This window comes from Nocardia niigatensis NBRC 100131 (assembly GCF_000308655.1).
Taxonomy (GTDB): Bacteria; Actinomycetota; Actinomycetes; order Mycobacteriales; family Mycobacteriaceae; genus Nocardia; species Nocardia niigatensis.
Genome location: NZ_BAGC01000035.1, coordinates 216,293 through 236,405 on the forward strand (window position 1 = coordinate 216,293; position 20,113 = coordinate 236,405).

16 protein-coding genes are annotated in these 20,113 nt (G+C 69.2%); 9 read left to right on the forward strand and 7 right to left on the reverse strand.

Going from position 1 to position 20,113, the window contains the following annotated elements:
• The first annotated feature begins 96 nt into the window (after positions 1-96).
• From ON33_RS38115 to ON33_RS42710, 3 genes are all read left to right on the forward strand, one after another.
• Complete coding sequence (locus ON33_RS38115; RefSeq protein ID WP_306307513.1) at positions 97-3,255, forward strand: crotonase/enoyl-CoA hydratase family protein; 3,159 nt, start codon at positions 97-99, stop codon at positions 3,253-3,255.
• Between the two features lie 150 nt (positions 3,256-3,405).
• Positions 3,406-4,320, forward strand: a complete 915-nt coding sequence (locus tag ON33_RS10575; protein WP_218001397.1) for an alpha/beta fold hydrolase — start codon at positions 3,406-3,408, stop codon at positions 4,318-4,320.
• 27 nt (positions 4,321-4,347) lie between these two features.
• Positions 4,348-4,632 (forward strand): response regulator, encoded by a 285-nt coding sequence (locus ON33_RS42710; RefSeq protein ID WP_051151874.1) that lies wholly within the window; start codon positions 4,348-4,350, stop codon positions 4,630-4,632.
• A gap of 237 nt (positions 4,633-4,869) precedes the next feature.
• On the opposite strand, the gene ON33_RS10585 is transcribed toward ON33_RS42710, so the two are convergent.
• From ON33_RS10585 to ON33_RS10600, 4 genes are all read right to left on the reverse strand, one after another.
• Complete coding sequence (locus ON33_RS10585) at positions 4,870-5,523, reverse strand: enoyl-CoA hydratase-related protein (RefSeq protein ID WP_040857843.1); 654 nt, start codon at positions 5,521-5,523, stop codon at positions 4,870-4,872.
• 29 nt (positions 5,524-5,552) lie between these two features.
• A complete protein-coding gene (locus ON33_RS10590) occupies positions 5,553-6,149 on the reverse strand; it encodes a TetR/AcrR family transcriptional regulator (RefSeq protein ID WP_040857845.1) in 597 nt (198 codons plus the stop codon).
• A gap of 684 nt (positions 6,150-6,833) precedes the next feature.
• Positions 6,834-8,636, reverse strand: a complete 1,803-nt coding sequence (gene fadD11 / locus ON33_RS10595; RefSeq protein ID WP_040857847.1) for a fatty acid--CoA ligase FadD11 — start codon at positions 8,634-8,636, stop codon at positions 6,834-6,836.
• Positions 8,637-8,854: 218 nt separating this feature from the next.
• On the reverse strand, positions 8,855-9,436 hold the full coding sequence (locus ON33_RS10600) for a TetR/AcrR family transcriptional regulator (protein ID WP_040857849.1): 582 nt from the start codon (positions 9,434-9,436) through the stop codon (positions 8,855-8,857).
• Between the two features lie 94 nt (positions 9,437-9,530).
• Here ON33_RS10600 and ON33_RS10605 point away from each other — a divergent pair, with 94 nt between their 5' ends.
• The 5 genes from ON33_RS10605 (at position 9,531) to ON33_RS10625 (ending at position 14,753) form a co-directional block, all read left to right on the forward strand.
• Positions 9,531-10,355, forward strand: a complete 825-nt coding sequence (locus ON33_RS10605; protein ID WP_245550467.1) for an SDR family oxidoreductase — start codon at positions 9,531-9,533, stop codon at positions 10,353-10,355.
• Positions 10,352-11,440, forward strand: a complete 1,089-nt coding sequence (locus tag ON33_RS10610; protein ID WP_040857851.1) for an NAD(P)H-dependent amine dehydrogenase family protein — start codon at positions 10,352-10,354, stop codon at positions 11,438-11,440. The genes ON33_RS10605 and ON33_RS10610 overlap by 4 nt, the downstream gene beginning before the upstream one ends.
• Before the next feature lie 394 nt (positions 11,441-11,834).
• Positions 11,835-12,425 (forward strand): TetR/AcrR family transcriptional regulator, encoded by a 591-nt coding sequence (locus ON33_RS10615; protein WP_040857853.1) that lies wholly within the window; start codon positions 11,835-11,837, stop codon positions 12,423-12,425.
• Positions 12,426-12,449: 24 nt separating this feature from the next.
• On the forward strand, positions 12,450-13,043 hold the full coding sequence (locus ON33_RS10620; RefSeq protein ID WP_040857855.1) for a TetR/AcrR family transcriptional regulator: 594 nt from the start codon (positions 12,450-12,452) through the stop codon (positions 13,041-13,043).
• Between the two features lie 114 nt (positions 13,044-13,157).
• Entirely contained in the window at positions 13,158-14,753 is a 1,596-nt protein-coding gene (locus ON33_RS10625) for an FAD-binding oxidoreductase (RefSeq protein ID WP_040857856.1), read from the forward strand.
• Positions 14,754-15,132: 379 nt separating this feature from the next.
• On the opposite strand, the gene ON33_RS10630 is transcribed toward ON33_RS10625, so the two are convergent.
• Positions 15,133-15,834, reverse strand: a complete 702-nt coding sequence (locus ON33_RS10630) for a TetR/AcrR family transcriptional regulator (RefSeq protein ID WP_051151875.1) — start codon at positions 15,832-15,834, stop codon at positions 15,133-15,135.
• Between the two features lie 264 nt (positions 15,835-16,098).
• Between ON33_RS10630 and ON33_RS38125 the strand changes: the two genes are divergently transcribed.
• Complete coding sequence (locus ON33_RS38125; RefSeq protein WP_051151876.1) at positions 16,099-16,617, forward strand: hypothetical protein; 519 nt, start codon at positions 16,099-16,101, stop codon at positions 16,615-16,617.
• A gap of 187 nt (positions 16,618-16,804) precedes the next feature.
• On the opposite strand, the gene ON33_RS10640 is transcribed toward ON33_RS38125, so the two are convergent.
• Together ON33_RS10640 and adhE are read right to left on the reverse strand one after the other, a co-directional pair.
• Positions 16,805-17,242, reverse strand: a complete 438-nt coding sequence (locus ON33_RS10640; protein ID WP_040858131.1) for an SRPBCC family protein — start codon at positions 17,240-17,242, stop codon at positions 16,805-16,807.
• Positions 17,229-19,889 carry a bifunctional acetaldehyde-CoA/alcohol dehydrogenase gene (gene adhE / locus ON33_RS10645; RefSeq protein ID WP_040857858.1) on the reverse strand — a complete coding sequence of 887 codons (2,661 nt, stop codon included), beginning with the start codon at positions 19,887-19,889 and terminating at the stop codon, positions 17,229-17,231. The genes ON33_RS10640 and adhE overlap by 14 nt, the downstream gene beginning before the upstream one ends.
• Between the last annotated feature and the right edge of the window lie 224 nt (positions 19,890-20,113).

Below are 20,113 nucleotides of genomic sequence, written 5' to 3' on the forward strand. Positions count from 1 at the left end.
TGGGGGTGCGAAGTCGGCATCGCCCTTCCCGTGGCCGGTCGGCGGCCGATACCGTGAGGGCCGGATGGAATGGACCCTCAGCGAGGAGGTGGGGCCGTGAGCGCGGTGCCGGGTTTCGAACGTTTGCGCGCGGTGGTCGGGCGGGGACTCGAGCGGGGTGCGTCGGTGCGCAAACAGTTGCGGGCGGGTGGGCGGCTGGTCGACAGCGTGCGCCGGGATCCGCGCATCGCCCGGGAGCTGATCGCCGGGTTGACCGGTCACGGCGCGACCGCCTCCGAGGCGACGGCGGTCCCGGTCGAGCACGCGGTGCCGGCGGGGCTGGCCGACTACACGCGCACCGCGCACGCTCATCAGGATCTCGGGACCGGCCCGGCGGCGACGCTGGCGTATCTGGCGCAGCTGCAACGACTTCCGGAGTGGGTGGTGTTCCATGCGGGCTGGCTCGGGGAGGCGCCGGGGGCCGCGGCGGTGGGTGTGGAGTACACGCAGGTGGCCAAGTTCATGGGGATCCCGGCGGATGTGGCGTGGACGGTGAGCGAGGTCGGCGACAGCGGGCTGGCGATGCGCGGGCACGGGCCGCAGGGTTTGGGTCTGGGGTTGTGGATCACGGTGGCGCCCAACGGGTCCGGGTCGAGGGTGTACATCGATGCCGGTCTGTCGGGGCAGCCGATCGACGGGCCTCTGGGCGCCACGGTGGCGCGGGCGCTCGGGGACGCGCTGCGTGATTCCCTGGCGGCGCTGCCCGCGGCGGTGGCGGCGGCCAAGTCGGACTCGACGGGGCGGGCCGCGCACAAGGCGGTGCGGCACCGGGCGTCGGGGACGCTGCTGGCGCCGGGGACGCCGGTACTGGTGGGTGTCGGGCAGGTGGTGCAGCGCACCCCGGACCCGTCCTTCGGCGATCCCGCGCAACTGGCGGTGCGGGCATTGCGTGCGGCGGCCGCCGACACGGGTGCGGGGGAAGCGTTGCTGGCGCGGGCGGATGCGGTGTTCGCGGTGGCGCCGACGTCGTGGCAGTACCGGGATCTGGGTGCGCTGGTGGCGCGCGCGGTAGGGGCGGGCGCGGCACAGACGGTGCAGTCGAGCCCGTTCGGCGGTGACGGCGGGCAGCTGCTGCTCAACGAGGCGGCCGCGGCGATCGCGGCCGGCGACTACGACGTGGTGCTGGTGACCGGCGCGGAGGCCGGGGCCACGCAGGCCGCGGCGCAGCGCGCCGGGGTCGAATTGGATTGGCCGGTGCAGGATCCGGCGGTGGCGCCGACGCGGACGGTGGGGATCGACAAGGCGGCCAACAATGCGGCCGAGTCGGCGGCCGGGCTGCAGGCGCCGATCAATATGTACGCGCTGCTGGAGTCGGCCAACCGGGGCCGGCTGGGTCGCACCCCGGCCGAGCACGCGGCGGCGGTGGCCGAGTTGTGGTCGCGGTTCTCGGCGGTGGCGGCGGCCAATCCGAATGCCTGGCAGCCGCAGGAGTTCCCGGCCACGGAGATCGCGGCGGTGACCGAGTCCAACCGCATGATCTCGGCGCCCTACACCAAGCTCGAGTGCGCGAATCTGACCGTGGACATGGCCTCGGGCATCATCGTGACCAGTGCGGCGGCCGCGGAGGCGGCGGGCATCCCGCAGGAGAAGTGGGTGTTCCTGCACGCGGGCGCCTCGGGCACCGACGAGTGGTTCGTCAGTGAGCGCACCGAATTGGCGGCCTCGCCCGCGATCCGCGCGCTGGGTGCGGCGGTGTTCGAGCATGCGGGTATCACCGCCGACGCGCTGACCCATGTCGATCTGTACGCGTGCTTCCCGGTGGCGGTGCAGATCGCGGCCCGTGAGCTGGGTCTGCCGACCGAGGATCCGAAGCGGCCGTTGTCGGTGACCGGTGGCCTGACCTTCGGTGGCGGGCCGGGCAACAACTATGGCGGTCACGCGGTGGCGACCCTGGTGCAGCGGTTGCGCGCCGAACCGGAATCCTTCGGTCTGGCAACGTCTCTGGGCTGGTATCTGACCAAGCACGCTCTCGGGGTGTACTCGGCGACCCCGCCCCGGCAGCCCTACCGGCATCTGACCCCGGTCATCGAGCATCCTCCGGCCCGCCCGGCCCGCACCGGATACAGCGGGGAGGCGGTGGTGGAGGCCTACACGCTGCCCTACGGTCGCGACGGCCGGCCGGAGGCGGCGATCATGAGCGTGCTGACTCCCCAGGGCGAGCGAGTGCTGGTGCGCTCCACCGATTCCGCGCTGCTGCGCGCCCTCACCGAGGACGACTGGCTGCACCTGCCGGTCACCGTGGACGGCGACACGATCCGCCCGGTACGCGCACAGGTCACCGAATCCGACTCCGGTACAGGCGAATCCGGTACCGACCCGGCGACCGCCGAGGCCGGCGCGGCGCAATCGGAGGCGGCCGACACCGGTGCGCCCGCTGCGGCTGCTGCGGCGTCGCCGGTGGCTGCGGGGCTGAGCACGGCGGGTCTGGCCCGGGTCGAGCTGCCGCCTCCGCCGCCCGCGCCGGTGCTCATCGAGCGCCGCGGCCACGTCATGATCATCACGATCAATCGGCCTCATGCCCGCAATGCGATCAATCTGGCCGCCGCGCTGGGCCTGGAGCGGGCGATCGACGCCTACGAGGCCGACGCCAACGCGCGCATCGCCATTCTCACCGGCGCGGGTGGGTATTTCAGTGCCGGTATGGATCTCAAGGCGGCCTCGCGCGGCGAGATGCCCATCACCGAGAAGCGCGGCATCCTCGGCATCGTCTCCGAGCCGCCGCGCAAGCCGCTCATCGCGGCCGTGGAGGGCCCGGCGCTGGCCGGTGGCTGCGAGCTGGCGCTGACCGCGGATCTGATTGTCGCGGCCAGTGATTCGATCTTCGGCATCCCGGAGGTCAAGCGCGGCCTGGTCGCCGTCGGCGGTGGCGTGCTGCGCCTATCCCAGCGCATCCCGCGCGCTCTCGCCATGGAGCTGGCGCTGACCGGTGACCCGATCACCGCGGCCCGGGCCGCCGAGATCGGCCTGATCAATGCGGTCGCCGAGCCTGGCCAGGCGCTGGAGGCGGCGCTGGCGCTGGCCGAGCGGATCGCGGTGAACGCCCCGTTGAGCATCGATGCCAGCAAGCAGATCATCGAGCAGGCCCCGGACTGGTCGGTGGGCGAGGCGTTCGCCAAACAGGGTCAGGTCGCCGCCGCGGCGCTCTCGTCGCAGGACGCGGGCGAGGGCATGCGCGCGTTCGTCGAGAAGCGTCCGCCGGTGTGGCAGGGCCGCTGAGCGCGGTCGGCCGGGTTCGGTGGTGTGACCGCCGAACCCGCCTGCTCGGTGCCGTGAGCGGGCCGGTGCGGTGAATGCGGTTCATGGGTAGAGAAATTCGACAGTCACGTCCGGTCGTATGCGAGTGCGCGGCCGGTTCTGCGAGGGAGTATGGGCATGCCGATCGATGGTCCTGATACGCGGACGCTGACGTTGTGCCGCGACGGTCTGGAGTTGTCGGCCCGTCGTGTCGGTCCGGAGGACGCGCCGCTGGTGGTGTTGTTGCACGGGTTTCCGGATACGCCGCATACGTGGGACGGGCTGATCCCGCGTCTGGTGGAGGCCGGGTATCAGGTGCTGGCGCCGTGGTTGCGCGGGTACACGCCGGGATCGGCGTCACGGGCGGCGCGCTACGACCTGATGGCGGTGAGTGCGGATGTGGCGGCCTGGCATGCGGAGCTGGGTGCGCCGCGGGCGCATCTGGTGGGGCACGACTGGGGTGCGTTCGTGGCGATGGTTCTGGCCAAGCAGGATCCGGGGCGGTGGGAGTCGCTGACGCTGCTGGCGATCCCGCCGTTCGGGGGCGGGGTGGCGGCGGGGATGTGGCGATACCTGCCGCGGCAGATGGTGTTGTCGTCGTATATCCCGGTGATGCAGTCGAGGTTGTCGCCGCGGCTGCTGACGCGGCGGGATGCGGGGTTCGTGCGGGCGTTGTGGCGGCGCTGGTCGCCGGGGTGGGAGTTCAGCGAGGACGAGTTCGCGCCCACCGCGGCCGTTTTCACCGATCCGACGATGGCGTGGGCGACCACACGGTATTACCGGTCGTTGTTCACGGTGCAGCGCAGGGCGACTCGTGAGTTCAGCGAGATCCTGATGGCCGAGCCCGCGCCGCTGCCGACGCTGGCGCTGGCGGGGCGACGCGATGGCTGCATGTCGCCGGATTTGCAGCGCGTCCTGGCAGAGCATGCACAAGTGCGGCACGCGCAGCTGCCCGATTGTGGGCATTTCCTGCAGGCGGAACGCCCGGACGCCGTGGCGGAGTTGCTGTTACCGCATCTGCGGGCGGCAGGCACGAACGCCGGCTGACGACGCCGCGACCGCTGCCAGGATGGGGTGGCGGCGGTGCGGGTGGCGGCGGAGGTGTCGCCGGATCTGGTGCCGATGGATCTGCGGATGCCGGGCATGGACGGGGTGGAGGCGACGCGGCAGATCCTGGCGGGCCGGTCCGCGCCGAAGATACTGGTGCTGACCACCTTCGATGATGACAAGCATCTGTGTCCGGCGTTGGCGGGCGCGAGCGGATATCTGATCGAGGACATCCGGACCGGTTGCTGGAGGCGATCCGGCGGGCGGTGGACGGCCAGTTGTTGTTCTGCCCGCCGCCGCTGCGCCGCCTGATTCGCCGCGCCGTCGCCACCCCCACCGAAAACGGTTCTCCCGCAGACGATCTCACACCCCAGGAGGTGGATGTTCCGGCACTGGTGGGTGAGGTTTCACTAACGCCGAGATCGCCGCGCGCCTGCATCCGGGTTGACGACGGCGAGGAAGCACCTGATGCTTCTGATGGACAAGACCGGGTACGGCAACCGGGTGCGGTGGGCGGTGTTCGCGGCCGGCCGCGCTCGGTGAGCCGGTTCAGGCATTGTGCAGGGCGGCGACGGCGTCGGAGAACATGGTGGCCTTGATGGCGCCGAGGGTGGCTTGATCCTTGACCCCGAGCGGGGTGAGCATGCCGATCGCGGTGGCGGTGACCGCGTCGGCGTCGGCGGTGGCGTCGACGAGGTCGCGGGCCAGGGCGTCGGTGCCGCCGAAGCGGGTGCCGGTGGTCATGGACGCGATGGCGGTCTTGGGGGTGAGTTTGGCTTGGATGAGTGCGGCCATGCCGCGGGTGAAGGGGATGCGGATGTCGGCTTCGGGGAAGCAGAAATAGCCGCGGTCGGCGCGCATGACCCGGTAGTCGTGGGCGATGGCGAGCATGGCGCCGGCGCCGAAGGCGTGTCCGGGCAGGGCGGCGGCGGTGGGCAGCGGGAAGGTGAGCATGCGTGCCAGTAGTGCTTGTACCTGTGCCACATACCATTCGGCGCGGTCGCCGTGGTTCGAGAGCCAGTCCAGGTCCAGGCCGTTGGAGTAGAACTTGCCGGAGGCGGTGGTGACCAGGGCGTGGGCGCCGTCGGCGAGGACGGTGTCGAGGTGCCGGCCGGTCTGGTCGAGGAATTCGGGTGAGAAGCGGTTCTCGTCGTCGCCGAGGTCGAGGACGGCGATCTTGTCGTGGTAGGTGAGTGTGGGCATGGGGTGTCCTTCCTCAGGAGGTTGCCGGTTCAGGCGGGCGCGGGCCCGATATCGAGTACCGCGCGCACGGCGGCCCGCAGTTGTTGCCGGGCAGTGGGATTGGCGAGGCGGTCGCGTTCGAGCAGGATCGCTGTCGGCAGGTCGACCAGGCAGATGGTGAGGGTGTCCACGGCGTGGGTGTCGGCGCGGTCCCACAGTCGGCGGGCGAGGGTTTTCATCAGTTCGACGAGGGTTCGCTGGGTGGCGGCGAGTTCGGCGCGCACCGGTTCGGGCAGGTCGTCGCCGAGCAGGTCGGTGCGCCGCACTTTGAAGAACAGCTGCGTCGACAGGGGGTGGCGGGCAGCGAATTCGGCGGGTGCTTCGGCGGCGGCGATGACGGCTTCGACCCCGTCTCCGGCGTCGGCGACGAGTGCGGCCTGAAGTGCGAGGAATCGGTGGGCGGCCCGGATCCAGGTGCGCCCCACCAGTTCTGCCCGTGACCCGAAGGTGTGGTAGAGCGCCCCGTTGGAGACCCCGGTGGCGGCGGCGACCGCGCGGATGGTGACCGCGGCGGGCCCGGATCGCACGGCCAGCGCCTCGGCGGCGTCGAGCACGAGATCGGGGTCGTGGGTGCGGGGGCGGGGCATGCACCGACCATAACAGAGCAGATGCTCTGTTATGAAGGGGCGGTTCCCCGCCCGCCCGTCGAGCAGCGCGACCAGCACGGCCCACGATCCGCCGGCCGAGGCTGCCCTCGCGGCCGGGGATCACGCAGGCCACGATCCCGGCGATCACGACCACGCTGGCCACGGTGGCCTGTCCGGCGAGCACGCCGAGCCCGATCAGCGCGCACGCGAATCCGAAGCTCATGCCCACGAGCGCGACCACGCTGACCGTGGTCTGCCAGGTCCGGGAGGCATGCTGCGGGTGCGGGGTCTCGGTTCGGGCAGGCGCGGTGGGGTCGGCCTGTTGTCGCGCAAAGGGTTTCGTGGGGCAACCGGTATCGGGGTGGGGGCCGGAGTGGTGCGGCCCGGTGGTCGGCGGCTTCGGCTGTCGTGCGTGGGAGTTGCTCTTTCTCCGGCTGGGCCGGGGCGTGGTGGATCGCGCCCCCGAGGGTGGGACGACGGGTTTGGGTGTGCCGCTGGGCGGGTCCGTCGAATCGCTCGGCGAGCAGCAGCGTGCACAGTTCCGCGTCGGCGGCGGCACGCGCGGCCGATTCGGCGGCGAGCTCGAGCGGGTCGCCGGCGCCGGGCCGGGTTCGCCGGTGGCGTCGGGGATGTCGTCGGCCGCATCGAATGCCGGTGCGGGACCGGCGAATCCGGTGGCGCGGGTCAGGCGGTGGTGTCGGGTTCGTGGACGCGGTCGGCGAGGTCGGGCTGGTACATGCGCTCGATGTCGGCGGCGTATTTCTCGGCGATGGGTTTGCGGCGCAGTTTCATGGTGAGGGTGATCTCGTCGCCGCCGGGTTCCCAGAAGGTGGGCAGGATGGTGAAGCGTTTGATCTGTTCGACGCGTGAGAGTTTCGCGTTGCCGGCCGCGACGCCGCGCGCGATCTCGGCGATGACGCCCTTGTCGGTGGCGAGGGCGGCAGCGGAGGCGTCGGGCAGGGCGTGCTGGGCGGCGTAGGGTGCGGCGGATTCGGCGTCGAGGACGATGAGGGCGGTGTTGTAGGGGCGGTTGTCGCCGATGGTGGCCAGGGCGCCGATGAGCGGGGTGGCGGCTTTGACGGTGTTCTCGATATTGGCCGGGGACATGTTCTTTCCGGCGGAGTTGATGATGAGTTCTTTCTTGCGGTCGACGACGCGCAGGTAGCCGTCGGCGTCGCAGGTGATGATGTCGCCGGTGGCCAGCCAGCCGTCCGCGTCGAGGGCGTCGGCGGTTTTCTGTGGCTCCTTGCGGTATTCGCGCATGACCAGCGGCCCGCGCACGAGGAATTCGCCGTCGTCGGCGATCTTGGATTCGAGGCCGGGCAGCAGCCGCCCGACTGTGCCCAGGCGGGCTTCGCCGGGTGGGGAGACGCTGACGATGCAGGTCAGTTCCGACATGCCCCACACTTCGGAGATGGGGATGCCCAGGCCGAAGAAGAATCCGAGGGTTTCCGGCGGGATCGGCGCGGCTCCTGACAGAGCCCATTTGAGTTGGTCCAGGCCAAGTTTCGCGCGCAGCGCCGACAACACCGCGGCGTCGGCTCTATCCCATTCGGCGGCGAGGGCGTCGTCGAGGGGCACTCCGGCCAGCTGGGCGGCGGCCTTGCGGGCGGCGACCTCGAGCGCCCAGCCGAGGGCGGCCCTGCGGGCGGGGTCGGTTTCGGCGCCGGCCGAATATTCCACGGCCGCTTTGAGTTTCTCCCACACCCGTGGCACCGCACCCCAGATGGTGGGGTGCACGTCGGCGAGCGCGGCGGGCAGCTGGGTGCGGTCGGGGACCACGGTGATCTGGGTGCCGAAGTATTGGTGCAGGTAGAGGTTGGTGACGCGGTCGGCCATGTGCGCGGTCGGCAGGAACGAGGTGATGCGGTCACCGAATTCGACGGGCATGACCGAGGCGTAGGCGCGGCATTCGAAGCTGAGGTTGGCGTGGGAGATCTCCACGCCCTTGGGGTTTCCGGTGGTGCCGGAGGTGTAGCAGAGGGTGACGATGTCGTCGGGGCCGATGGCCTGCCAGGTGGCGTCGAAGTCGAAGTCGCTGCGGCCCAGCTGGATGAGCTGCGCGACGGTGAGCGTGCCGGGGGTTGGCGCGTCGACGCACACGATGGTCTCGATGGGCACTCCGCAGGCGCGGATGCGGTCCACGTATTGGGCTTCGCACAGCACGATCCGGTTGCCGGCGTTGCTGAACACGTAGTGCAGTTGTTCGGCCGAGAGCGTGTTGTACACCGAGAACGAGGTGGCGCCGGTGTGCTGGGCGCCGACCTCGAGGGGGTAGAACTCGACGCGGTTGGCCATCATGAACGCCACGGTGTCCCCGCGCCCGATTCCCAGTGCGGCCAGGCCCGCCGCGACCTCCCGCACCTGGGTGGCGTAGTCACGCCAGGTCAGTGTCCGGGTGCCGCCGATCGAGCGGACCGCGATCGCGTCGGGGTCGATCGCGGCGGTCGCCTGGAACGCGGCGGGGGACGTATTCGGTTCGCTCATCACTGTTCTCGATCCACTCACCATCGAAGCCTTCTCAGACGGTAAGGCGCGAGGTGGGTGTCGCGGGCCCGAATGCGGGAAGGCCGTTCGCACGGTGTTCGGGTCCAGGCCGGGGTGGGTCGTCGTCGCCGGGCAGGCAGTCGGCGAGTTCGCTGCTGTTCGACTCGCCGGCGCTGATGCTCGGGGTCGGGCTCGCCGCAATGTGAAGCGGCGCAGGCTTATTCGGCGGGCGGGCGGGTGCCGAGGATGCCGTAGAGCAGCAGGTCTTCGAGGGAGGCGGCGAAGCCGTCGAGGTCGTCGATATCGCGGATGCACATGGCGAACAGGGCCGCGCCGGCGATGGTGTCGAGCACGGTGTTCGGGTCCAGGCCGGGGCGGTCGCCGGTGCCGGGCAGGTAGCCGGCGAGTTCGTCGCGGGTGGGGGTGTCCAGGCGGGCGGACAGTTTCTCGTACAGGCCGGAGTCCTCGCGCATCTCGGCCATCAATCCGGGCATGGCCGTGCGGGTTTCGGCGGACCCGAACAGCTGGATGGTGCCGCGGATGACCTTGCGCACCTCGGCCGGGAGATCGGGTGCGACGACCGCGGAGCCGACGTCGGGGAACACGGCCTGGGCGATGAGGTGGGCCTTGGAGGGCCAGCGCCGGTAGATGGCGGGGCGGCTGACGCCGGCGCGGGCGGCGATGGCGTCGATGGAGGTGGCGGCGTAGCCCTGTTCGACGAGCAGCGCGCGGGCGGCGTCGAGGACCGCGGCGTCCACCGCGGGGTCGCGGTGCGGGCCCAGCCGGTGGCGTGTGGTCACGAAATCCGTCCTTGTCGCTGCGAACAGGAGTCGTTACAGTCTGTCACATCAAAGTCGTTACATTCTGTAACCGCTGAGGACTCGAGGAGGAGTCGTGTCAGCTGCCCCGCAACTCACCCCCGCCGACACCTATGCGCCGGTGCCGCTGCTGGCCGGCAAGGTCATCGTGGTCTCCGGTGTCGGACCGGGTCTGGGTCATTCGCTCACCATCGAAGCCGCCCGTATGGGCGCGGATCTGGTACTGGCCGGACGCACCGAGAAACGCCTGAACGAATACGCCGACGAGGTCCGCGCCCTGGGCCGCACCGCCGTCGTCGCGAAGACCGACATCACCGACGAATCCCAGCGCGCGGCGCTCGTGCAGACCACCCTCGCAGAGCTGGGCCGGGTGGACTGCGTGATCAACAACGCCTTCGCCATCCCGCCGATGTACCCGATCACCCAGATCGAGGTGGAGGCGCTGCGCACCGTCAACGAGACCAATGTGTTCGCGCCGCTGCGACTTTCGGCCCTGTTCGCCGACGCGCTCGAACGCACGCGCGGGTCGATCATCATGTTGAACTCGTGCGTGTCCTACAGTTCGCAGCCGGAGTACTCCGGGTACAAGCTGTCCAAGGGCGCACTGGCGCATCTGGCGTCGTCGCTGGCCACCGAACTCGGGCCGCGCGGGATCCGCGTCAACTCGGTGGCGCCGTCGTATGTGTACGAGGACATCAACAAGGCCTATTTCGACTGGCTGGCGAGCCAGGCCGGGGTCACTCACGAGGAGATCTACCGGCAGAAGGCCGAACCCACCGATCTGGGCCGGCTGGCCGGGCCCGAGGAGGTCGCCCGCGCGGCCCTGTTCCTGGCCAGTGATCTCGCCACCGCGGTCACCGGCCAGATGCTCACCGTCGACTGTGGGGAGTTCCACCGATGAGCACAGCAGAAGCCGTGAGCAAACGCATCGTGCTGTGGGGTACCGGCGTGGTCGGGTCCATGGTGCTGGCCGAGATCCTGCGCCACCCGCGTTTCGAGCTGGTCGGGGTGGGGGTCAGCAATCCGGACAAGGTCGGCAAGGACGCCGGCGATCTGTGCGGGGCCGCGAAAACCGGTGTACTGGCGACCGATTCGGTCGAGGAGCTGATCGCGCTGCGCCCCGACGCGGTGGTGCACTACGGGCCGACGGCGGCGTTCGCCGAGGAGAACATGCGCGTGATCGGGTCGTTCCTGCGGGCGGGCATCGACGTGTGCTCGACCGCGATGACCCCGTGGGTGTGGCCGCACATGGACAAGGTGCCCGCGTTGTGGCGCGACCCGATCACCGAGGCGTGCCGGGCCGGTGGCGCGTCGTGCTTCACCACCGGCATCGACCCGGGTTTCGCCAACGACCTGTTCCCCCTGACGTTGATGGGGTTGTGCGGTGAGGTCGAATCGGTACGGGCCTCGGAGCTGCTCGACTACACCGACTACGAGGGTGACTACGAGTTCGAGATGGGCATCGGGCATCCGCCGGAGTTCACCGCCCTGCTCGAACACCCCGACATGCTCGTGATGGCTTGGGGCGCAACGGTTCCCATGATCGCCACCGCGGCCGGGATCGAACTCGACGCCATCACCACCACCTGGGACAAGTGGGTGACGCCCGAGGACCGGCCCTCGGCCAAGGGCATCCTGAAGGCGGGCACGGTCGCCGCGATCCGCTTCACCATCAACGGCGTGTACCGCGGGCGTGAGGTCATCACCCTCGAGCACGTCAACCGCATCGGCCTCGACGCCGCCCCCGACTGGCCCGCGGGCACCAAGGACGACGTCTATCGCGTCGATATCGTCGGCAGCCCCTCGATCTCGCAGGAAACCTCGTTCCGTTTCACCGACGGCTCCGGCCGCACCCCCGCGGTCGCGGGCTGCCTGGCCACCGGCATGCGCGCTCTCAACGCCGTGCCCGCGGTCAACGCCCTGCCGCCGGGCTGGGTCACGGCACTGGATCTGCCGTTGATCCCGGGTGTCGGCACCATCCGCTGACCCGATCCTGCGCGAGCCCCCTCGGAATTCCTCCGCAGGGGGCTCGCTCATGCCCGGGCCGCACGAGTGGGACCGCAGTGCCGCCTCGTCCGGCGCCCGTTCCGGATGTGCGCACGACCACCCGATCCTGCGGCGCGGCAACAGTTTCCATCCTTGCGCATCCGGCCCGGACCCTCTCGGACCGGGGACCTGACGCGCAACCTCGACCGGGCCGAACTGCGCGCCCGCAACGAGGCCGCCGCCTCGGCCGCGAATCCGCCGAACGCCTGCGCCGCATCGCCCGCGAACACGACGTCGAGGTGGTGCGATTCCGGCGCGTGCGGACGGTGCCCGGGTGGTGGTCGCCGGTTGGGTAGGTTTGCTGGTGACAGGGCCGGTGAGCGAGGACGGTGGAATGAGTACGGCGGGAACCAAGGGTGTGCCGCGCGCAGAGCGCGAGAACCAGATCTTGGAGATCGCCGCCGAACGCATCGCCGCGGTCGGGTACGCGGGGTTGAATCCCGGTGAGGTCGCCGAGCGGGCCGGGGTGTCGAAACCGTTGGTGTACACCTACTTCGGCACCAAGGATCAGCTGTATGCGGCGTGTGTGGAGCGGGCCGCCGCGGCGATCGGCGACGCGGTCGATGCCGTCATCGCCGGTCCGGCCGAGCTGGAGATGGCGGCGAACACCCTCGCGGCGATCTTCGGGGTCCTCGAGCAGCGCCCGTACTACTGGAGTGTGGTGTTCGACCGCAGTCATCCCGCCGAGGGTCCCGCCGCCGACGCCGCGCGGGCGGCGCGACGGCGGATCGCCGCGCAGGCCTCATACGGGGCGAGCGCGGTGATGCGGGCGCGCGGGGTGGACGATCCGCAGGATCTGGCGGTGTTCACCGACATCTGGATGGGGGCGGTCACGGCGCTGGTGTCGTGGTGGATCCGCCACCCCGAGCAATCGGCCGAGGCGATGATCGCGCGCAGCCGCCGCTTCATCACGGCACTGTCGTGACCGTCGCATCCGGGAAGGGCTGACATGGCACGCACCGCGGGCAGCAGGAATGTGCCGCGCGCCGAACGCGAGGAGCAGATCCTCGATGCCGCGGCCGCACAGATCGCGCGCGCGGGTTACGCGGGCCTGTCGATGGCGGCCGTCGCCAAACAGGCGGGAGTGTCGAAGTCGTTGGTGCACACATGTTTCGACACCAAGGACGGGCTCTATGTGGCGTGTGTGGACCGGGCCGCGCGGGCGGTGGCCGGGGCGATCGAGCCGGTGTTGTCGGGGTCCGCGGATGTGGGCATGGCCGAGCGGACGCTGCTGGCGATCTTCGGTGTGCTCGAGCAGCGTCCGCACGACTGGAATGTGCTGCAGGATCGCAGTCATCCCGCCGAGGGCCCTGCCGCTCGGGCCGCGAATGCCGCCCGGGCGCGGCTCGAGGGGCAGGCCGCGCGGGGCATGTCGGCGTTCATGGCGGCGCGGGAGATCACCGATCCGGTGGATCTGGCGGCGTTCACCGAGGTGTGGATCGGTGCGGTCTCGGCGGTGATCCGCTGGTGGCAGCGTCATCCGCGGGTGCCGGCGGCGGAGATGGCGGCGCGTACCCGCCGGTTGGCCGCCGCGTTCGCCTGACTCGAATCGGGTCCGCGCGCAGCGATGCCGGTGCTGTTGACCCTTGCCGCCCCATTATTGACGGAGTAGTAATTTACCTATCAGTCATTAACTGGGCGAGTGGAGGATAGGGCCATGGCAACCAGATCGTGGTGGGGCTGGGGAACCGTCGAGGACGCCGTCACCGGCGCCGAACGCACCGCACTCACCCAGCGGATTGCGGCCCTGATGCCCGAGGCCGACCTCAGCATCCATCGGCCGCCAGAGCTCGACACGCTCGCAATCCCGCAGCCCCGCGTTCGCGCCCCGCACGCGCTGGACGGCCTCGCCTCCTACGACACCGCCGACCGGGTGCTGCACGGGCACGGCCAGGCCTTCCGCGATATCGTGCGCAACCTGCTGGGCCGCATCGGCGAGGTCCCCGACGTCGTCGTGCGGCCGCGCACCGAACAGGATGTCGTCGACGTCCTGGACTGGTGTACCGGCGCGGGGTTCGCGGTGATCCCCTTCGGTGGCGGCACGTCGGTGGTCGGCGGTGTCGAGCCCCGCGACTGCGCCGACTATCCCGGCACGGTCGCCCTCGACCTGACCGGTCTCGACCAGGTCCTCGAGATCGACCGGACCAGCCGTGCGGCGCGCATCCAGGCCGGAATCCTCGGGCCCGCACTCGAATCCGCGCTGCGCCCGCACGACCTGACCCTGCGGCACTTCCCGCAGTCGTTCGAGTTCTCCACTCTCGGTGGCTGGCTGGCCACGCGCGCCGGCGGACACTACGCGACCCTCTACACCCACATCGACGACTTGCTCGAGTCGATGCGCGTCGTCACCCCGGTCGGGGTCGGCGAATCGCGGCGGCTGCCCGGTTCCGGCGCGGGCCCCTCGCCCGACCGCCTGTTCCTCGGCTCGGAGGGGACCCTGGGTGTCATCACCGAAGCGTGGATGCGGCTGCAGGATCGGCCCCGGTGGCGGGCCAAGGCGTCGGTGCTGTTCGACGACTACCGGGCCGCCGTGGACGCCACCCGCACCCTGGCCCAGTCCGGGCTCCATCCCGCGAACTGCCGGCTGCTCGATCCCGCCGAGGCATTCCTCAACGCCGGGGTGGCGACCGCCGGTGGCGTACTGGTCCTCGGCTTCGAATCGGCCGACCATCCCGTCGAGGACCCCCTGCGCCGCGCTCTCGAGATCTGCGCCGGGTTCGGTGGCCGCACCCGTGAGGACGAGCGCGCCGCCGCGCAGGACGACCCCTCCGAGACGTGGCGGTCGTCGTTCCTGCGCATGCCCTACCAGCGTGACGCGCTCGCCGCCCAGTCGATGATCACCGAAACCTTCGAAACCGCCTGCACCTGGGACCGATTCGAGCAGCTGCGCGCCGCCGTCGAGACCGCGGCCACCGACGCGTTCGGCTCGACCGGCGTCACCGGGGTACTGACCTGCCGGTTCACCCACGTCTATCCCGACGGGCCCGCACCCTACTTCGGGGTGTATGCCGCCGGCCGGTGGGGGAGCACCGTCGAACAGTGGGATGACATCAAAGCCGCTGTCTCCGAAGCCATTTCCGCCAACGCCGGCACCATCACCCACCATCACGCCGTCGGGCGCGACCACCGGCCCTGGTACGACCGGCAACGACCCGGCCCGTTCGCCACCGCCCTGCGCGCCACCAAACACGCCCTCGACCCGGCATGGATCCTCAACCCCGGCGTCCTGCTCGACCGTCACGAGCTGTCGTGAACAACCCGCTGCAGCGTTCTCGCCATCCGGGTCGATGCGTCGAGTTCGTCAGCGCTGCACCGGCGATCGGTCAGCGCAGGGAGTAGACGTAGCGGCTGGTCGGGATGACCCCACAGCAGATACGTCAGTTTCACTGCCACACTTACTCGAAAGTGATCTGGACCATCGAGCTAGCTGGACAGTAGCCCCGACCAACGGACGATTAGCGGCCGCCGTCGCGCTCAGTGGGACCCACAGCGCGTCGCGCAGTCCGAGCGATCACCGCAGAGGCGCCGCCGATCCCGGCGACCGCCGGCGGCCCACGCCACCCCAGCCCGAAATCGCCCAATTCGCCCTGGAGGCAAGGAATTCCACCATCCAGCCAGCTCACCCCTATACGTCACCGTGACGCATCAGGGTGAGCGAGGGGGAGGGCCGGGGGAGCGGAGATGATGTCGATGACCGTCGCGACGATTTCACCTTCGGGATCGCGCAGGCGCGGCAACGACGCCTTGTTCTCCAACAGCGATCCGAGCGTGAGATCCACCAGTTCCGAACCGACCTGCTCGGCGGAGCTGCGGCCGCCCGGCTCGAACCACGTCCACGCCCATTGCGCGGCACCGAAAATCAGCAGACTGCGGATGCTGGTATCGACGGGATGGAAGTCACCGGAGGCGATGCCCGCCTCGAGCACGCCGCGCAGGATTCCGATGTAATACCGGCGCAGCTTGCGCCCCTCGGAATCCTCCTGCTCCTGCCCGAGTCGTGCGACCTCCCGCTGGAATGCGACGGTCCGATTCCGGTCGTGCACCTGATACAGCATGGCCGCGTGCAACAGCCCGGCCAGCTGCTCCGGCGGAGTGGCGAAGGTCGACACAATTCGCTCCGCCTCATCGACACGGCGCCGCATATAGGAAACATGCAGAGCTTCCAGCAGGCGCGCCTTCGTGCCGTAATGGTGCACGATCAAGCCCTGCGAGATACCGAGCTCGCGTGCCACATCGCTGAAACTCGTTCCGTCATAGCCTTTCTCGGCGACGTGGCGCGTGAAAATATCGAGAATCGCGCCCGACTTGCCCGGTCCCTCCGCACGTCCATTCATTGATCCCACCCCTCCTCGTCCAAATTATCGGACACCCCTGAGCTCCCGATCGACTGCTCGACCCGTCGTTGACTGAGTACGCAGTCAGTATTAGCATATGCCGCGAGTCGCAGCGGCGCGTTCTCTACATCAACCATTCATCGCGAAAAGTTGACTTACCGCCCATGTATCAGTACGCCTATTCCGCCGAGGCCGTCATTGAGCGACGAGCCCCCGAACACATCGCATGACCGGCGTCTCCGGCAGCCCCACGTGTGGCCACCCATGAATGCGGGTGTAGCGGCCTACGGGGATGAGGCGACGGATGCGGCGTCCCTGTTGTCGCCGGATCAACTCCTGGCAGCGATCGCCGGGCGGCTCACCGAGCCGTTTCCGCTGATCGCCTGGGCCAGAGAACTCGGCGACCTGCATGCCGCGCTGATTTCGGCCGTTCTGAATCCCCGGCGGAACGCGCCGGAGGTCACCGAAGCGGCGCTGTGCGCCGATATCGCGAAGGTCATCGACAAGATCAACTCTTGGGCCGCGTCCACCGTGCGCCACAGCCGGTGCGCCCGCCGCCACACCCACACCTTCGGCGAAGTGATCAGCCACGTGGCGAAAACCTACGCCGAAGCATGGTGGACGGTCCTGCACAGCGACTGCGAAGAGCTTCGGCACTCGGCGTGGGTCCACCTCGGTGAAGTCCGCGACGGCTACGCACACCTCATCGGTGATATCCGCGCAGGCCGCGTCCAACTCCCACTGGGCTGGCGAGGCATCGGGCACACCCAGCCCGCGGAGTAAGGCCCGCCGCCGCGCATCACGCCCCGGCCTGGCGATGGTCCTGTAGCGATAGCTGATGAGCTCCGCGCCGACCCGCCTCCGCGCTGAGGACAGCATCCGTACATGACCACGTTCCACGCTCACGGCACTGGCCCTCACGGGGTCGAACTGTCCTCCGGGTCCATCGCGACCCGGCCACCGGAACCGGTCAGGATTCGACCCTCTGCCGCAAACCGGTCAGCGTGCTGTCCACCAATCCCTTGATGACCCTGCTGCGGATGAAGCCGGGCAGCGGCAGGTTGTGATGAATGGTCAGCTGATAGGTGACGGAGGTGGTGTCCGGAGTGATTTCGTCGAGCTGATAGCGGCCTTCCTGACCGGTCTGCAACCGCCCCTGCACCATCGACCAACTCATGCCGTCATCACGGTGGCGGAACTTGAGGGTATAGCTGTCGGTGCCGACCGGCGCGGATGCCGTGAACCGGGCGGTCACCGGCAATCCGGTCCCCTCGTCGACCTCCAGTACCTCTGCCTGGCGGATCTCGGGGATCCATTCCGGCTGGCTGTTCAGGTCGCGGATCGTCGCGAGCACGGTCGCCAGCGGGGCCTGGACCCGCACGGTCCTGGTGGCGCTATCGGTCGGCATGGTCACCGTCCCCGTAGTAACCGAGTCGAAGCAGAGTGGTGATCTCGCTGATCAGCGGCATCCGCGGATTGGTGCGATTACTCAGGTCCTGGAATGCGGTCATCGCCAATTCCGGTAGGGCCGTAAGGAATTCGTCCTCAGGAATCCCGATCTCGCGAAGTGTGCGCGGCATCTCGAGCCGGTCGAGCAGATCTTGCACACCCTGGAAGAGCCGGCGGCGGCTCTCTCCGGGTTCGTGCCCGCCGAAGACGATCCGCCCGAGTTCGGCGTACTTCTCGGGGGCCACATAGGCCGAGTAGCCGGGAGCGGGCATGAACTTCGTCGGCAGTGCGGCGTTGTAGCGCAGGGTGTGCGGCAGGAAGACACCGTTCGCACGGCCGTGGGCGATGCCGAACCGGGCGCCGACAGCGTGGGCCAGAGCATGGTTGGTGCCGACGAAGGCATTGGAAAAGGCCAGGCCGGCCAGCGTGGCGGCATTGGCCATATCGGTGCGGGCGGGCAGATCCCGGGGATCGTCGCAGGCTCGGGGAAGCGCCTCGAAGATCAGCCGCGCCGCCTGCACACAGAAGGCATCGGTATAGGGCGAGGCGAAGACCGAGGCCAGGGCCTCGAGGGCGTGGGTGAGGGCGTCGATACCGGTGTCGGCGGTCAGGGTCCGCGGCATGGAGACGGTGAGCAGCGGGTCCACGATCGCCATATCGGGCGCCAGCGAATAGTCGACCAATGTTTCCTTACGGTCTTCCAAGGTCAGCACCGCCGCGGGCGAGACCTCCGATCCGGTGCCCGCGGTGGTCGGCACCGCCACCAGCCGCACCCTGTGCGGATCCTGGGGGTAGTCGGCCATGCGCTTGCGCGGATCGAGGAACGGCAAAGTGAGTTCCGACAGATCCTTCTCGGGGTGCTCGTAGAACAGGCGGATCGCCTTGGCCGCGTCGATCACCGATCCGCCGCCTACGGCGATGAGCAGGTCGGGCTGGTATGTCTCGAGCAATTCGACGCCGCGCCGGATGGTGGCCTCGCCCGGCTCCGGCTCGACCTCGCTGAAAACCTTGATGTGCCGGGCGCGCAGTTTGCCGCGGAATTCATCCACCACGCCGCGCTCGTCGCTCAGCGCGTCGGTGATGATGACGACGCTGTCGCAGTCGAGATCCCGCAGGTTCTCGAGCGCCCCCGCATTGAAGAACGTGTTCGACGGAACCCGGAACCACTGGGGCGGGCTGCGCCGATGCGAGACCGTCTTGATGTTGAGCAACTGTACGTAGTTGACGTTCTCGGTGGTGCTCGAACCGCCCCACGTACCACAGCCGAGGGAGAAGGTCGGGGTGAGGTTGTTGTAGATCCCGCCGAGTGCCCCGACCGCGGTGGGCGCGTTGACCAGGATCCGCCCGGTGCGCACGGCCAGGCTGTAGGCGTCGACGACAGCCTTGTCGTTGGCGTAGATCGCCGAGGTGTGCCCGAGGCCGCCGTGTTCGGTGACGAGGACCGCGGCATCGATGGCGTGCTGGACGTCGCGGGCACGCACGAGCCCGAGAACCGGCATCAGCTTCTCGCGCACCAGCGGATGTGCGTCAAGTTGGTCGAGGTCGGCCGGCAGCGGCGCGAGGAGAATCTTGACCGACGGGTCCACGCCGAATCCGGCGCGGGCGGCCAGGTCGGGCGCCTGGCGGCCGAGAGCCTCGAGGTTGGCCGTGTCGCCGCAGCCGAACGCGAATTCCGCGATGGCATCGGACTGTTCCTCGGTGAGCAGGTGCGCGCCCATCCGCTCGAATTCGGCGACGGTGGCGTCGTAGATCGCGTCGTCGATGATGCAGGTCTGCTCGGCGGGGCAGATCACCGATGCGTCGAAGGTCTTCGAGATCAAAATGTCGACGACGGCGGCCCTGATGTCGGCCGTTCGATGCAGGTAGATGGGTGCGTTGCCGGGACCGACACCCAGCACGGGCTTTCCGGCCGCGTTGGCCAGGGCGACGATCTTCTGGCCACCGGTCACCCAGATGAAGTCGACCCCCGGATGCTTGAACAGATAGTGGGTCACCTCGTGGGCGGCGTCGGGAATCACCTGCAGCGCACCTGCGGGTAAACCCACCGCTTCGCCGGCTCGCCGAAGGATCTCGACAGTGCGTTCACACGACCGCACGGCGACGGGCGAGGGCCGGAAGAGGATCGCGTTGCGCGTCTTGGCGGCGACGATCGCCTTGTATAGCACGGTGGATGTCGGATTGGTAACCGGGGTGACGGCCAACACCACTCCGATCGGATCGGCGATGCGAACGATGCTGCGCTCGACGTCCTCCTCGATCACGCCCACGGACTTCTTGTCGCGCAGATAGTCGTAGAGGAACTCGGTGGCGACATAGTTCTTGACGACCTTGTCCTCGAACACGCCGAAACCGGTCTCCTCGATGGCCACCTGCGCCAGCTCGGCCGCCGCCCTGATCCCGGCGCGGGCCATCGCCTCGACGATCGCATCGACCTGCTGCTGATCGAGTTCGCGAAACGCCTTGGCCGCGGCACTCGCCGTGTCGACCATTGCGTCCACCTCGGCGAACCGGGCCGGGCCGCGATCGGCCACAGCGGCGTCGGCGGTGGCTGCGTCACTGCTGCGATCGACGGCCTGAGCTTCGGTACCGATCCGGATGTCGGTCATGAGATCTTCTCGAATCGGAGATTCTCGGTTTGAAGGCACTTATCGGTGACAGTACTCGCGCTCTCCGGCGTTGACTGCGGTCTTTGGGCCCCATGATTCACACAAACTGCCGAAACCCGCCCAACCGGAAGCGGGGGACACCCCGACCCAACACCTGGACTCACGCAACCACAGCCATGAACCACTCGAAGACCAAGAGCCACAGGGCCACACACCCGGGGGAA